At 31.9% G+C, this 14,432-nt stretch carries 12 protein-coding genes; all 12 read right to left on the bottom strand.

The window, feature by feature from the left end:
- Window positions 1–2 precede the first annotated feature (2 nt).
- Window positions 3–1,046 (bottom strand): glycosyltransferase, encoded by a 1,044-nt coding sequence (locus tag C4S61_RS01915; RefSeq protein ID WP_103923086.1) that lies wholly within the window; start codon window positions 1,044–1,046, stop codon window positions 3–5.
- A gap of 6 nt (window positions 1,047–1,052) precedes the next feature.
- Window positions 1,053–2,264 carry an O-antigen ligase family protein gene (locus C4S61_RS01910; protein WP_146064328.1) on the bottom strand — a complete coding sequence of 404 codons (1,212 nt, stop codon included), beginning with the start codon at window positions 2,262–2,264 and terminating at the stop codon, window positions 1,053–1,055.
- 103 nt (window positions 2,265–2,367) lie between these two features.
- Complete coding sequence (locus C4S61_RS01905) at window positions 2,368–3,078, bottom strand: glycosyltransferase family 2 protein (protein ID WP_200820526.1); 711 nt, start codon at window positions 3,076–3,078, stop codon at window positions 2,368–2,370.
- 43 nt (window positions 3,079–3,121) lie between these two features.
- Entirely contained in the window at window positions 3,122–4,129 is a 1,008-nt protein-coding gene (locus tag C4S61_RS01900) for a glycosyltransferase family 2 protein (protein ID WP_235009751.1), read from the bottom strand.
- A gap of 12 nt (window positions 4,130–4,141) precedes the next feature.
- Window positions 4,142–5,257 carry a polysaccharide pyruvyl transferase family protein gene (locus tag C4S61_RS01895; RefSeq protein ID WP_103923083.1) on the bottom strand — a complete coding sequence of 372 codons (1,116 nt, stop codon included), beginning with the start codon at window positions 5,255–5,257 and terminating at the stop codon, window positions 4,142–4,144.
- Entirely contained in the window at window positions 5,254–6,573 is a 1,320-nt protein-coding gene (locus C4S61_RS01890) for a Coenzyme F420 hydrogenase/dehydrogenase, beta subunit C-terminal domain (RefSeq protein ID WP_103923082.1), read from the bottom strand. The genes C4S61_RS01895 and C4S61_RS01890 overlap by 4 nt, the downstream gene beginning before the upstream one ends.
- Window positions 6,573–8,039: a lipopolysaccharide biosynthesis protein gene (locus tag C4S61_RS01885; RefSeq protein WP_103923081.1), complete on the bottom strand. Its 1,467-nt coding sequence runs from the start codon at window positions 8,037–8,039 to the stop codon at window positions 6,573–6,575. Before C4S61_RS01885 ends, C4S61_RS01890 begins: the two co-directional genes overlap by 1 nt.
- Window positions 8,040–9,034: 995 nt before the next feature.
- On the bottom strand, window positions 9,035–9,235 hold the full coding sequence (locus C4S61_RS22605; RefSeq protein ID WP_407640567.1) for a hypothetical protein: 201 nt from the start codon (window positions 9,233–9,235) through the stop codon (window positions 9,035–9,037).
- A 585-nt stretch (window positions 9,236–9,820) separates the two neighbouring features.
- A complete protein-coding gene (locus C4S61_RS01875) occupies window positions 9,821–10,753 on the bottom strand; it encodes a hypothetical protein (RefSeq protein WP_146064327.1) in 933 nt (310 codons plus the stop codon).
- Window positions 10,754–10,762: 9 nt separating this feature from the next.
- A complete protein-coding gene (locus C4S61_RS01870; RefSeq protein ID WP_103923079.1) occupies window positions 10,763–12,211 on the bottom strand; it encodes an MBOAT family O-acyltransferase in 1,449 nt (482 codons plus the stop codon).
- Between the two features lie 65 nt (window positions 12,212–12,276).
- Entirely contained in the window at window positions 12,277–13,461 is a 1,185-nt protein-coding gene (gene gmd / locus C4S61_RS01865) for a GDP-mannose 4,6-dehydratase (protein WP_103923078.1), read from the bottom strand.
- A 195-nt stretch (window positions 13,462–13,656) separates the two neighbouring features.
- Window positions 13,657–14,031: a GxxExxY protein gene (locus tag C4S61_RS01860; RefSeq protein ID WP_103923165.1), complete on the bottom strand. Its 375-nt coding sequence runs from the start codon at window positions 14,029–14,031 to the stop codon at window positions 13,657–13,659.
- Window positions 14,032–14,432 lie beyond the last annotated feature (401 nt).

The raw sequence follows: 14,432 nt of genomic DNA, 5'->3' as shown, positions 1-14,432 counted from the left end.
ATTCAATTTAATTTAAATAATACACTCATTAAACTTGCGGCTGAAATTTCTTGCGTGATATTATTGCTCAATTTTCTACTATTTTTAGCCATAACAAATAACTCAGAATCAGACCGATTAATTATAAATTCCATAGCTTTAATTAATGAGTTAACATTTTTTGATTTTATAGATAAACCATTAAACCCATTTATAACAAAATGAGGAGTTGCTCCACAAACTTCGGTGGCAATAATAGGTAAGCCAGCACAAGCAAATTCATGAATCACTACTGCCCACGGCTCAAAAATAGAAGGTAAAATAAAACATCCCGATTTTTGAATTTCTTTAATAAGAACATCTTGAGACATATAATCTTTAATTATGATATCATTCCTTCCAGAATAAAGATCTTTTAAGGGCCCATCACCAATTAACGTAAGAGTCCATCCACATTTATCTATAATTGAATCCCAAGCTTTAACCAAATATCCTATACCTTTCTCTTCAACAAATCTTCCCACAAAAATAAAACTATGTGGATAATTTAATTCTTTTCGAGAAATATCTACACAATTAAAAAGAAAATTATCTGCTGAATACATATTAAACAATATATTTTCTTTTTTGTATCCCAGTTTTCGTACCCATTCATATTGATAAACACCAGAAACTATAAAATGACTAAAACTAGGACGAATTATCCATTTAGAAATTAACAACCCGATCCATTGTCTAAATTCGCCCCTCCATTGTGTATCACAACCAGAAATAACTGGTATTCTTAAAACATTTCTAGTTTTTTTCCCAAGCCATAAAAAATCACGGTCTGCGTAACCTGCTACATACATTAATGAAGGTTTAACTTCCAAAATTAAATTAAACATTTCAATTCGTGATAATTCAGATTTTTTAAAATGATAAAAGGATTCAATTCCTAAGGGAATGTATTGAAATTTTTTGCTAATATGAATGCAATAAATTTTTACATTATAATCAACAATTAACTTTCTAATCCAATTAACATGTTGGGGAACAAAATTAGAAGATAAAAAGAATAAATTCATAAATTATTAAGATAAATTTTTTTGACGTCTGTACCCTTCTAATATTCCTAGGAAAAGCCATAAATAAAAAAATAAGAATGCCCCAGATGCAAAAATATAACCTTCGAAAAGCATATGTAAAGTAAATAACAAGAATAGAGAACCTAGGTAAGAGGCAATATTTTCACCTGAAGTCTTTAAACGAAAAAGAAATGTAAAATGAGAGGTAAAAAAAATAAAAATTGGAACAAATCCAAGAATTCCAGTCATGGACAATACGGATAACCATGATGATCCCGGCTCTATTATTCCTTTTAATTTTTCTAAACTAGTTTGATCAATAACGCTAACGGATGCAAAACCAATACCGAAAATTGGAGATGTTTGAAATTCAGTTAATCGTAAGTTCCATTTATCGGATCTTGAGTCAAAAGGATCATTACTATCCTCAGCTCTATTAAATTTATTCATTAAAAATTTAGTATTATCCTCCCAAATAGGAAAAGAAATTATTAATAAAAATACAACAAAAGAAAGAGTTTTAATAAATCTTGTCATTCTGCCTTTATATTTTTTATAATAAAAAAATAACAAACCAATAAGCAACCCAACTAAGGCAGCCCTGGATCCAGCAGTAATTGCAGACATAGCACACAAACATATTAAAATAATTAAAAATATTTTTTTTATTTTATTCCCAGATTCATAGAAATAATATAAACAAGTCAGTAAAGCGATACTTGACGCAGGCCCTAAAATCATTGAATGATTATAAAAACCAGTAAAATCAGGTCGATCCAAGCCATTTCTAGTAGTCAAACCAACATACAAACCTGAAATGAGTCCTAGAAATGAAAATGAACAAAACAAAATATTAAAATTATTTAAGATCACAAATAATCTTTGTCGAAAATTTTGCAAAGTTTGTGAAATACACAAAGGACCAATTATAAACAATATAATTACAAAAAATAATAATCTTTGATATGAAGAAAAATAAGATGGGACATCATTTAATAATAAACTTAAAACGGATGCAATAACTAAGAAAAAAATATTTAAATTATATATAAATATTTCTTTTTGTATAATTAATATTAAAAAAGAAAATATAAACAGAATGCTAATATAAAAGAACGATCCGAAAGAAATTCCAAATGAAGATGAACCCAAAATAACAATTAAAGCTAAAAAATAACTAAGGGTTTTAAGAATGATATTTATAGATGTTTTATTCAATTTATTGATAAACAATTAATAATTTAATAGTAAATATTTGTATAATGAAATTAATTAAAAAACTAAATTTTTTTATAATGGATAATCTTAAATTTAATTATTATTAAATTCTGGTTTTACGAATATATATTAATTTCCCAAAAATCCCAAACACAATACCTTTGAATCCCATATTTTGAAAAAGATAACTAAACTTAGCAAGTCTTGCCGATGTTGATACTTTAGATGAGAAACCTTCTCCTTTATAGTTAGAAATAATTATAGGAACTTCTTGGAAAGATACTTTTTTTAAAAAAAGCCTTCTAGTTAATTCAATATCTCCATAATATTTATGTTTGGTTTTATAATACAATTCTTTTTTGCAGATGTCCCTATTATAAAAAATTGACTGATGACAAGCCATTATACCTCCATACTTTAATGAAGATAATCTATGAGGACGATTAATTAATCCACTAGTAATAGTACTTCCGTATATAACACCAATTTTAGAATATTTTTCGTCTTTTTCGAAAATATCTTTTATGGTTTCTAAACTATAAAATCTATCCCCCGCATTCATAAAATTCACCCATGTTCCAGTACAAAGTTTTATTCCCTTATTCATTGCGTCAAATATACCATTATCAGGCTCAGTAACTATAACATCAATAGATCCTTTATATTTGTAAATAATTTCAAGAGTACCATCTGTAGATCCTCCATCAATTATAATATATTCAATATTTTTATAACTCTGATTTATAACTGAGTGAATTGTCATTTCAATATCTAAAATAGCATTGAAACATACAGTAATTACAGAAATTTTCACCATTATTAATCTTATTATATAATAACCATAAACAATCAAATAATCAATTATTTAAAATCTTTTTTAAAACAAACGCCCTTGTCAATAAAAGAAATGAAAATATAAATGGAATATAAAAAAGTAAATCCCTAAAAATATATTTCAGTCTCCAGCTTTTCCCAAACACATGTTCTTGATAAATAAACGACTTCCGCAGACTTGAAATAAGTTGACATAAATAAATATAATTTTTTGAATATAAAGAAGCATTAGCTAAAATATATACTATTGCTTCATTTGATTCCTTATTTACAAGATCATCCATCCTTTTTCTAAATCCTTTTGGAAGCTCATTAGTTAATTTTTTTAATGATTTTATATATAATTCTTTGTCTGAAATGGAAGTTCTATTCAAAGAATGGATCATCGATCCAGGCCTTTGTAAATAAAGATATAATGAATTTTGTATAAATAATGTATTTTGAGACAAAATTAAAGCGGTTAAAGAAAAAAGCATGTCCTCAGAATGACGAATACGTATATCTTTAGTAAGTGAGAAAACTTTTTCAGCTAAATTACGGGTATAGGCCTTATCCCAAATGCTTGGTGAGGAATAATTCTTTAAAGGATCCTCAAGTTCAAGCATTAATTTTCTTTGATTTACTGTGCCACTGATATCTGGAAAATTCCTTCGTAAAGAATTCCAATTGTGGTCACAATAATCAAATCCAAATCTAAGAAGGTCATAATTATTTGAATCCATCACCCTTGCTACTAATTCAAACGCCTGTGGTTTAAACTTATCATCTGAATCAAGAAAAAGGATAATTTTTCCAGATGATGCGAGAAAACCGTTATAACGAGCCACAACAACTCCTTGGTTTGTTTGGTCTACAAATTTAATTCTTGTATCTAGATTCGAATAGGTCTTACATAAATCCAAGGTCGAATCACTAGAGCCGTCATTTATCAAAATCAATTCCCAATTATAGTATGATTGTTCAAGAACAGAATTAATACAATTTGGTAACCATATTTCTGAATTATAACAAGGTACTATGACCGAGACCATCATAATCCAAAATCAATTTAATTTTAAATGATAATTAAGGAAATGCTTGGACGATTCTACTAATGGTCTTAATGACTCATTTACAATTTGCCAATCAATTGTTGGAATCAAATGATTTTCGCTTTCAATCGTCGTTTCATTTGATAAAAAATGATTTTCTAAATTTGTTATATTCAGGAATCCTTTAATTCGATCCGATCCTCGACTAGGATTATCGAATGTCAAAAATGGTGTATTAAAAATCACAGAAAAAATAGTCCCATGAAAAGAATCTGTGATTACTAAATTACTATTTGATATAAAACCTAACCACTCAGAGACTGATATCATATAAGTAGGCGAAAAAATATGCTTCGCCGTCTCAGAATTTGAGTGTTTGAGTGGAGTCATAGAAACAGGTATCAAATTATTTTTTTTACAGTAACTTAAAATAAAACTAATTTTCTCAAAATTAGGGCTTAATAGGTAAAATGCACAAATAGAATTACCGTGGAATTTATTTATTTTGGATTTATAATCATCGGCAGAAAGAAGCAGTGTTGGGTCACAGACTAAAGTTGAATTGATGTCAAAAAGATCTTTGCAGGATTTGACACCTGTTTCTTCTCTAACTGAAACTCCGTCAAATAAAGAAAGAAGCTTTTTACATTCAATTAATTCTTTTGAAGTATATTCACTTTCCCCATTACCAAAAGAAGCCCCATATGAGATCTTACGAACTTGTTCTTCTTTACAAAAATCAAGAAAATAATTCAAAAGATTGGGCGAGTATGAAGGACGCCAAACTTGGTCACTACCGACTATAAATGTATCAAAATTATGATTGGTTAAAGTGGTGCGTTTTAATGGAGCATTATAAGGCTCTGTTAAGATAATTTCATTTTGAATAAAGTCTTGAAGAGCTAAATATAAACTATCTTTGGAAATATAAGATTTAGCTACTTTTTTAATAGAAATAGCAACTTGTGTTTTAAATCGACTTTGTAAAGAACTTTTTCTTTGTAAACCACGAAGATTAATTGTAGAGACACTATATTCGTTGTTTCTTAAAAACTTCTGTAATGCAAAATTCTGCAAAATTCCTCCATAGTTATGGCCCAAAGGTTGTGTAAGAATACCAATTTTCATAAATTTCTTAATCTGTGATATATTTTTGTTAGATATTTTAAAAGTTTTAGATCAAAGTTTATTTTATCAATAAAAACATTTGAATTTTTACTTTCTTTCCAATATTTAAAACTTCTATAACGTGTTCGCTCCCTTTGGATTTGAACTAAGCTATAAGCTAATGAAATTGATTTTAGAACTCGCTTTCTAATATAAGGAGTCAAATGCCCTTTAAAATTTGAGATATTTAAACGAAATTTTATTGCATCTTGTCTATGCGCAAAACTTGGCAACTGGGATTGAATAATTTTACCCGTTGAAATAAAACTAACTTTTAATTCACCAGATGAAATTCCATTGGAAATTATCAGATCAGCCATTTTACTCCTAGTAACAATAATATTATTTCCTAATCCATCATTCCGATATTCAGGAAGCCAAGCATCCCCTAAAGATATATCGGCGAGTTCTGTCATTACATCTGTACAAAAATCGCATGCTCTAGATTTAAATAATCCAGTTCCCCACATATCCCCTACTTTCGCCATTTTAATACTATGAAAATTCCCTAGATCATCCTTTGCACCATATGAATAATCAGATGCTAAACTTTTTGGATCCTTAATTCTATATTCTTGCTCAGAATATTCATTTTGAATTCCAGCTGTCTGAGACAGAAAATCAGAAAAAAAACTACTCTTCCATCCACCACAAATTATACCAACTAAAAATGGAATTTTTTGATATAGATCTGGATGATAATGTTGTTTTAATCGAATAGCTTTAACAAAACAGGCAACTCCAGAAATACCAATTTTTCCGTCAAGACAATTTATTTGTTTAAACAGACTCTCCATGGTAACTGGAATATATCTTGTTTTAGAAACAGATTCTATCTCTTCAATATTGTTGAATAATTGATAAGAGTATGATCCATTATCTTCCTTTACAATATATATATAATCTACTATATTTAAAATGAGTAGTTGCTTAAATACATAAGTAGCAATACCTCCAGATGAAGAAGTAGACCTAAATTGGTTGCTATATCCTACATAAGTATTTAAAAATCGACCAACACGATCATCATATTGTGTAGTATCCTTCAAATATTTCAAACTTAGAACATCTTCATCCTTGATGGAGTCATCTGGACTAGGATTAAAAGGACATAGCTTTACTGTTCTTTCCATATCATACTTTTGACCATTATGTACAGGAATGAGAAAACCGTCTTCATTCCATTTCATTTCTAAAGCTCCTGCACTCTCAGATGTACAAATTCCACAACCAGTGCAGAGACCATTAGCTACTAAATCAGTTATACTTGCTTTCATTACTTGATCTTTGCCAAAATATAATTTCTAATTGTATCCTTTTCAGATTTTTGAATTCCAAATAAATAAATAATAGTTAAATTAATTACTAAAATTACAAGAGATGACTTAATAACGTCAAAAATTTCACTTGAAATACCTAAGTAGCCTTTTAGAAAAAAAAATAAAAATAAATTAAGGGAAAATAAAATTACAATAGGTAAAATAGTATATCTCATAAAGTTAATGATTTTAAAATTTATTAATGATCTTAAGAATAAAGCTCTAAAACATAGAGATACTATCGACAAAGCAATAGCTATATAAAGAAAAACAAAAGGATTATTGAGAAATTTAAAAAAAACATATGAAATAGGCAAATTTAAAAAGAGAATAGTTCCAATAACAATTTGATAATTTCTAATTCTTCCGGTAGCTAGTGCAGCGGTAATTAAAGGGTAGGATATAGATTCAATTAACAAATTGATCAAAATAAGAGTAACGAAAATATTGGAATACTCTGGTGGATTTTTAAGCCACCAAAGTAAAATAAAATTGATATTGAAAATTATAGGACTTATTAAAATAAGCAATAAGAAAAACGAAAACCGAGAGCTCTGCAGAATTAATTTCTCAACTTTACAATAATTGTTTTGCGCATAATTTTTGTAAATTTGAGGATTTACTGCGGTCTGAAAATTATGTACAAATGAACTTACTGCATATTGAACTTGTAACATAACACCAAAAGTTGCATTTAAAGTTGATCCAAAGAAAATATTTAATAAAATATTATTTCCTTGTTGCTTAGAAATAGCAGCAAAATTACCAAATAAATTCCAGCTTGAATAAGTTAATAATTCGACAAAAAATATTTTATCCTTGTAAATTTTAAATTTAGATTCATCAAATTTTTTTAAACAATAACTTTTATATACAAAATAAATACTTATAGAAACAAAAACTGTAAGTAGCGAATAACTTTTCAACTTGTCAAAAGGAGAAATAAATAACAAATAAACAATTAATAGTTTGAGTACAACTTCAACTATACTAATGACTGCAAATATATTCATTCGTTCCTTAGCTAGAATCAAGGAATTGAAAGGTACTTGACTTATAGTAATTAAACTAGCAATTATTGAGAATTGATAAACAAAGTTTGCTTCATCGATTCTATTAATAGGTATTTTGAGTTTATTATTTAAAAACCAAAGACCTAAAGTCTCTGCAAACATTAACACAACAAAAGCAATACCTATATGGATAAGATAACTAGAGTTGAAAACTTTTCTTACATCTCCATCCTTTCCTTTTCCAATTTCTATTGCCAAATATCGCTGAGTTGCAGATGACATGGCTGAGTTAAAAAATCCAAACATAGCCACAATCCCTCCAACTACAGTATATATACCATAATCTTGAACACCAAGTACATTTAAAATAACTCTTGATGTATATAGCGAGACAACTAAAGTTAGCATCATTCGAAAATACAGAAACAGAGTATTTTTGGCTATGAGTTTGGAAGAAGAAATTGATGTCAGAAGTTTTAAATTTAACTATAAATATAAAGTCAAACTGTCTTTAGGATTTAATACAGATTACAGATTAGTTAAACTCCTTCAAAATAGTCATATTAATAATAATAATAAAAAATAAAAAAAACTAACATTTGATGAGATTTAATCTTACCTAATTATTACTCCAATTATCTATATACCTCATGCCCCTTTTCTAATAAGAATATATCATATTGAATCAACCTAATATCAGTGTTCATCATATACTCCGCCAATCCATCAATATTATACTGCGGTTCCCAGCCGTTTGGGTTTTGGATTTGGTCAGGTCACCGAGCAGGAGATCGACTCCCGTCGGCCTAAAATTACTCAGGTCTACCTTAATAAGTACAAGGCCTACGTTAAGGGTTGGATGGTTGATTGGTTAATGGTAAAGTCTTGGCTTTATGTTCCGTTACTGTATTATGAACCTTAAGTTTCTCTTTAGCTAGCAAGAATTTCTAAGCCTTTTATTCTGGAGAAATGTTTCAAATTGGGCATCACTCATAATTGGATCTTCCAACAGAAATAAGGAGAAATCGGAATCAATCGGCTTGGTACTCATCAATTATTCGAGTTTTTCAACAATTTCCTTAAGCTTTGTGGGAGGTAGTGTCTCAGCTATTCGCAAAAATTGCATCACCTTTTGCTCCAATGGGATTTGGTATGTTTCCACGTAAGGCTCTTCCACAAGGTTTATTTGTTTTTTGGTTTTAGACATGGTAGAAGTTAGGGAAAAATTTGAAATTTTCTTTTTATTCAAAACCTAATTTTCTTTTAGTTGTCTATTTCGAGTTCGAACATTACCCTCTAGCCCTTCCCCATAAAAGTTCGGAACAGGATGTTGAGAAGGTAATTGGTTCCTAAAGTTATTATTTTAATACCCTACTCCCCAAAATAGGAATTACTTATCGAAGCAGTCAAGATTTCCAGAAGCTTTGGGCTGACTGTTTGTTGGTATAGCATCTAAAATTTGTTCTTTCTAAATCAAACAAGACGCAAAGGAATGAAAGTGTTACTTCATCCATTGATCGAATTGTCGCAACAATCTTTTTTATTTCATCGTGACCATAGATTGTTTTAAGTATTTTCCAATCATTCAAATTCCCATATTCCAACACCCTACATCCCAGAATAAGTGGCTGGAAAAATCTGAAGGTTAAATTTTGGAGGTGGTTTCTTTCACTACTATAATCTATAAAGTTAAGAACTTTGGTTGTTATCCAATCAAATCTAATAACAAAATGGACTTGTGTTTAAATTTTTTGGACTAATTGATTCCTATCACTGGAGTCTCCAAAACATGCTGTGAAATTTTAGACTTTTTTATACACGCTGAGATCCCCCCTCATCATATCCTCTACCAATCCCTCCAAATCATATTCCGGTTCCCAACCCAATTGTGTTTTGGATTTTGTTTAGTCGCCGAGAAGGAGGTCGACTTCGGTTGGGCGGAAGTAGGCGGGGTCAACTTTTACTAAGATTGTTCCAATGGATAGGCCTTCACTCCTCTCTGCTTTCCAAGAAATGTCATTATTTTGATGGACTCCGACCCTATTCAGCATTTCGGTATTCACCTAATAAGTTTCCTAGTTCACGGTTGTTGCAGGAAAAGGTACTACTAACGACATACTTAGATGGCTAAATAAAAAAATAATTTATTTATATTTTAAATAATTAAAAAATTATTTTTTTTTTAAAATTAACTAATTATAATCCAATTTTTTGAGTGCTTTACTAATATCTTCTATTAATAAAATTGTACGATAATCCACCCCATTTTTGCTTAAATGGTAAGGTGTATTAAACATTAAGGAATCAGGAATTTTATACCTATCGGCCTTTCCAATTACAAATAAACCGGATTCTTCAAGTTTATTTTGCACATTATAAATTTGTTTATGCGAATTATTATAGGATGTAGATTGAAATCCTGGATAAGAAATTAAAAGAATTGCGTTCTTTTTCTGCAATTCATTACCAAATTGTATAATACATTTTATTACGTCTGGATTAAATTTTGTATTTATTTGGGGATAAGGACGAAATTCCTGTCTTGGTAAACTCCAATGGGAAACTGCGTCTCCGAATTCATTAAATGAGTTAACAGAATAAATATCACTTTCTTTAACATTAAAATATTCAGTGATTTTAAATTTAGACATTCCATATTTTGGCAAATAGGGTATTATATTAAAGATCTGGATAATACTCAAATCCATTAAGTTTAAAATGTCTACATCAAAAATAATTCTCATTAATTCTTCAGATCCCGAATTGATCGATCGGTGGTATTGACTATACTCAGGTACAAGGATAATAATATCCGATTCTTTGACATACTTTAATGTGCTTTCCATCATATATTTCAATCCTAAGGATGCATGAATAGAAGTATTTATTGGGTTCATCCCTAATGAATCTTTTATTATTTGACTATTTAAGCCAAAACTTAAATTGGATCCACCAACGAATATAATTCTTGGATTTGGCACCGTTGTTAATAATAAATTCTTTTTCTCAGAAGAAAACAGCAAGGATTTGGAGGCCCTTGGAGTAACAGGAATTGCAATTGCGATTATTACAAAGAATAAAAAAGGTACAAAAAAATTTGTTAGATTAACTACAAATATTTTCATATCACCCATTTAAAATTGAAAATATATAAACTGTTGCTCTTTCCCGCCAAACCAAAATATTGCACCTATAATACAATAATAGAAAAAATATCTAGTTGGTTTTTTCCATTTTAATCCTAAATTCGAGATAGAATATCTTTCCCCCCGGCCATTCCATTCAATTATAAGAAATATCGCAACTATCAATATTAGAATTAAAGCATTTCTCATATCATTAAATCTTGGAATTTCAAATAACGACATAGATAATATCTTTCCTATGTATGTAATTGCATGATTGAGGTTTTCTGCTCTAAAAAATATCCAAGCAAATACAGTAAGTCCGAAAGTGAATAAGATTAATAAAAATTCTTTTGCTGATGGAAGGGTCTTACCTTTTGCAATCTCGCCAACATGTGTTCGGTTTGCATTGGTCAGTAATAAAGGCAAAAAATATAAGGCGTTTAATGCACCCCATACTATAAATGTCCAGTTTGCGCCATGCCAAAATCCACTTACAATAAATATTATAAAAATGTTTCTCACTTTTTCCCATTTACTCCCACGACTACCACCTAAAGGAATGTATAAGTAATCTCGGAACCAAGTGGATAGAGAAATATGCCATCTTCTCCAAAATTCCGCAATATCTCTGGAGAAATATGGATAATTAAAATTTTGCATTAAATCAAATCCAAATAGCTTAGAAGTTCCAATTGCTATATTTGAATAACCTGCGAAATCACCATAAATCTGAAAAGTAAAGAAAATAGCTCCTAATACTAAGGTACTTCCGCTTAAGTTATCTGAATTGTTAAATATCTGATTAGCAAATCCGGCACAGTTATCAGCAATTACCACTTTCATGAATAGTCCCCAGAGTATTTGACGCAGACCATCAACTGCATACGCATAATTAAATGATTTTCTGATCTGAAACTGAGGAAGCAGGTGATTAGCCCGTTCTATAGGACCAGCTACAAGCTGTGGAAAAAAGCTGACAAATGCAGCAAATTCCACTAGATCTTTTGTTGGTTCCATACTTTTTTTATATACATCTATGGTGTAACTCAAAGTTTGGAATGTGTAAAAACTGATTCCCACAGGAAGCAAGATATCAAGGGAATTAAATCCTGCTATGACCTGCAAACCCGGGATCACATTATATAATGAATCCAAGAACCAGTTATAATACTTGAATACACCTAAAAGTCCTAGGTTAATAATGATACTCGTCCAAAGGAGTACTTTTCGCTTCAGTTCATTTTGCTGACTTGATAATAATATTCCTATGGAAAAATCCAGTATAGTGCTGAATATAATTAGTGATAAAAAACGCCAGTCCCACCACCCGTAAAATAGATAGCTTGCTGCAACTATTAAGAGATTTTGCAATTTTAGAGCCTTACTGGTTACAAACCAATAAAGGATAAAAACTACAGGAAGAAATATTGCGAATTCAATTGAGTTAAAAAGCATTCTTTTTTAACTGAAAAATACCATAAATCATTATTTTTTATTCAAATAAACATCATTTGAATTTTCTACTCCGAATGTCTATGAACCTCATGCCCACCTTGCATCAAGTGCATATCCTTTTGCATTAACTTGATATCAGAACCCATCATATCATCTATTAGTCCAGCTAGATCGTATTCAGGCTCCCAGCTCAATTGGGTTTTGGATTTTGTTGGGTCGCCTAGGAGGAGGTCGACTTCGGTTGGGCGGAAGTAGGCAGGGTCGATTTTTACTAAGATTGTTCCAATGGAAAGGCCTTCGAACTTATCGACTCCCGTCGCTAAGGTGCTCAGGGCGACACCTGTTGCCTCAAAGTACTTTTGTTCATCTACACCTGCCAGAATCCCAACTTCATCGACGCCTGTTCCCTCCCAGCGTAGGGTAAAGCCCACGTGGGCGAAGGCCATTTGAACAAAGTCACGAACTTTGGTGGTCTTGCCAGTGGCGATGATAAAGTCTTCCGGTTTGTCTTGCTGAAGGATAAGCCACATGGCTTTGACATAATCCTTGGCATGGCCCCAGTCTCTAAGCGCATCCAAGTTGCCCAAGTATAGGCAATCCTGCTTCCCTAAAGCAATCGCAGCCGCAGCCATGGTGATCTTGCGGGTGACAAAGGTCTCCCCTCTTCTTGGGGATTCATGGTTGAAGAGGATGCCGTTGCAGGCAAACATCCCGTAGGCTTCCCGGTAGTTTTTAGTAATCCAGAATCCGTAGATTTTAGCGGCACCGTAAGGAGAGCGTGGGTAGAAAGGTGAACTTTCGTCGTAGAATCCTGCTGCATTCTTGTTTTCCGGCATTCCACCATACAACTCGGATGTTGAAGCTTGATAGATTCTGGTCTTTTTCTCCAAACCTAAAATTCGAACTGCTTCGAGAACTCTCAAAGTTCCGATACCATCCACATTGGCCACGTACTCCGGAGAGTCAAAGGAAACCTTTACATGGCTCATTGCGCCTAGGTTATAGATCTCGTCCGGTTGGACCTCCTGAATGATTCGGATGATATTCGTGGAATCTGTCAGGTCACCGTAATGCAAGGTGAAATTGACATTACTCTGGTGCTGATCCTGGTAGAGGTGGTCGATACGCTGGGTATTGAAAGAGGAGGCCCGACGCTTGATGCCGTGGACATGGTAGCCCTTTTCGAGTAAAAGTTCGGCTAGGTAGGAGCCGTCTTGGCCGGTGATTCCTGTTATTAAGGCAGTTTTCATTTTTTAGGGACACAGAGTGCCGCGGAGTTTATTTTGGAACACGGAGTTACTCGGATTTAAACACGGAGGCTCACGGAGGTTTTATTTTTTGGGGACACGGAGTTGCTCGGAGTTAACACGGAGTCTCACGGAGGTTATTTTGGGACACGGAGTCCCGCGGAGTTAAACACGGAGGCTCACGGAGTTTTATTTTTTTTAAAGAATAAACCTGTGGAGACCTTTTACAAGACTTTTAGTCCGGAAATTCAACAATAATCCAACCCGATATCCTGAGAATTTCAAATAAGTTAAGATTTGAGCTTTATGGACATCTGTTATTTGCTCGACAGTTTTCAATTCAAGAATTACTTGATCCTCAACTAATAAATCGATTCTATATCCGCATTCCAACCTGATCTCTTCATAAATCAAAGGCACTGGAACTTCGGATTTCACCTCAAATCCAGATTTCTCTAACTCATACTTAAAACAGGCTTGGTAAGCAGATTCAAGAAGACCAGGGCCAAGCTTGGAATGTACTTTAAATGCACAATTCAGAATTTGCTCTGTTAGGTCCTCTTTTTCAAGCATTTTTTTCTTGTCATAACGAAGTCCCGCGGAGTATTTTTTTAGGTACACGGAGTCCCGCGGAGTTAACACGGAGGCTCACGGAGGTTAATTTTTTATTTGGAACACGGAGGCTCACGGAGTATTTTTTTTTTTAGTGACACGGAGTCCCACGGAGTTAAACACGGAGGCTCACGGAGGTTAATTTTTATTTGTAACGCGGAGTATTTTTTTTAGGAACACGGAGTTGCTCGGAGTTAACACGGAGGCTCACGGAGTTTTATTTTATCAATTTTTTCTTTTTAGAACCTTTGGAACGCTGTGTTATATTTTTTTATGAGCTTGCTAGCAACTCTGTGCATTTCTCTGTGAAACTCTGTGTAATTAATCTTGCGAGCTTGCGAGCAAACTCTGTGAAACTCCGT

Source organism: Algoriphagus boritolerans DSM 17298 = JCM 18970, assembly GCF_900108085.1.
GTDB classification, from domain to species: Bacteria; Bacteroidota; Bacteroidia; order Cytophagales; family Cyclobacteriaceae; genus Algoriphagus; species Algoriphagus boritolerans.
This window is presented reverse-complemented; position numbering and strand designations above follow the sequence as displayed.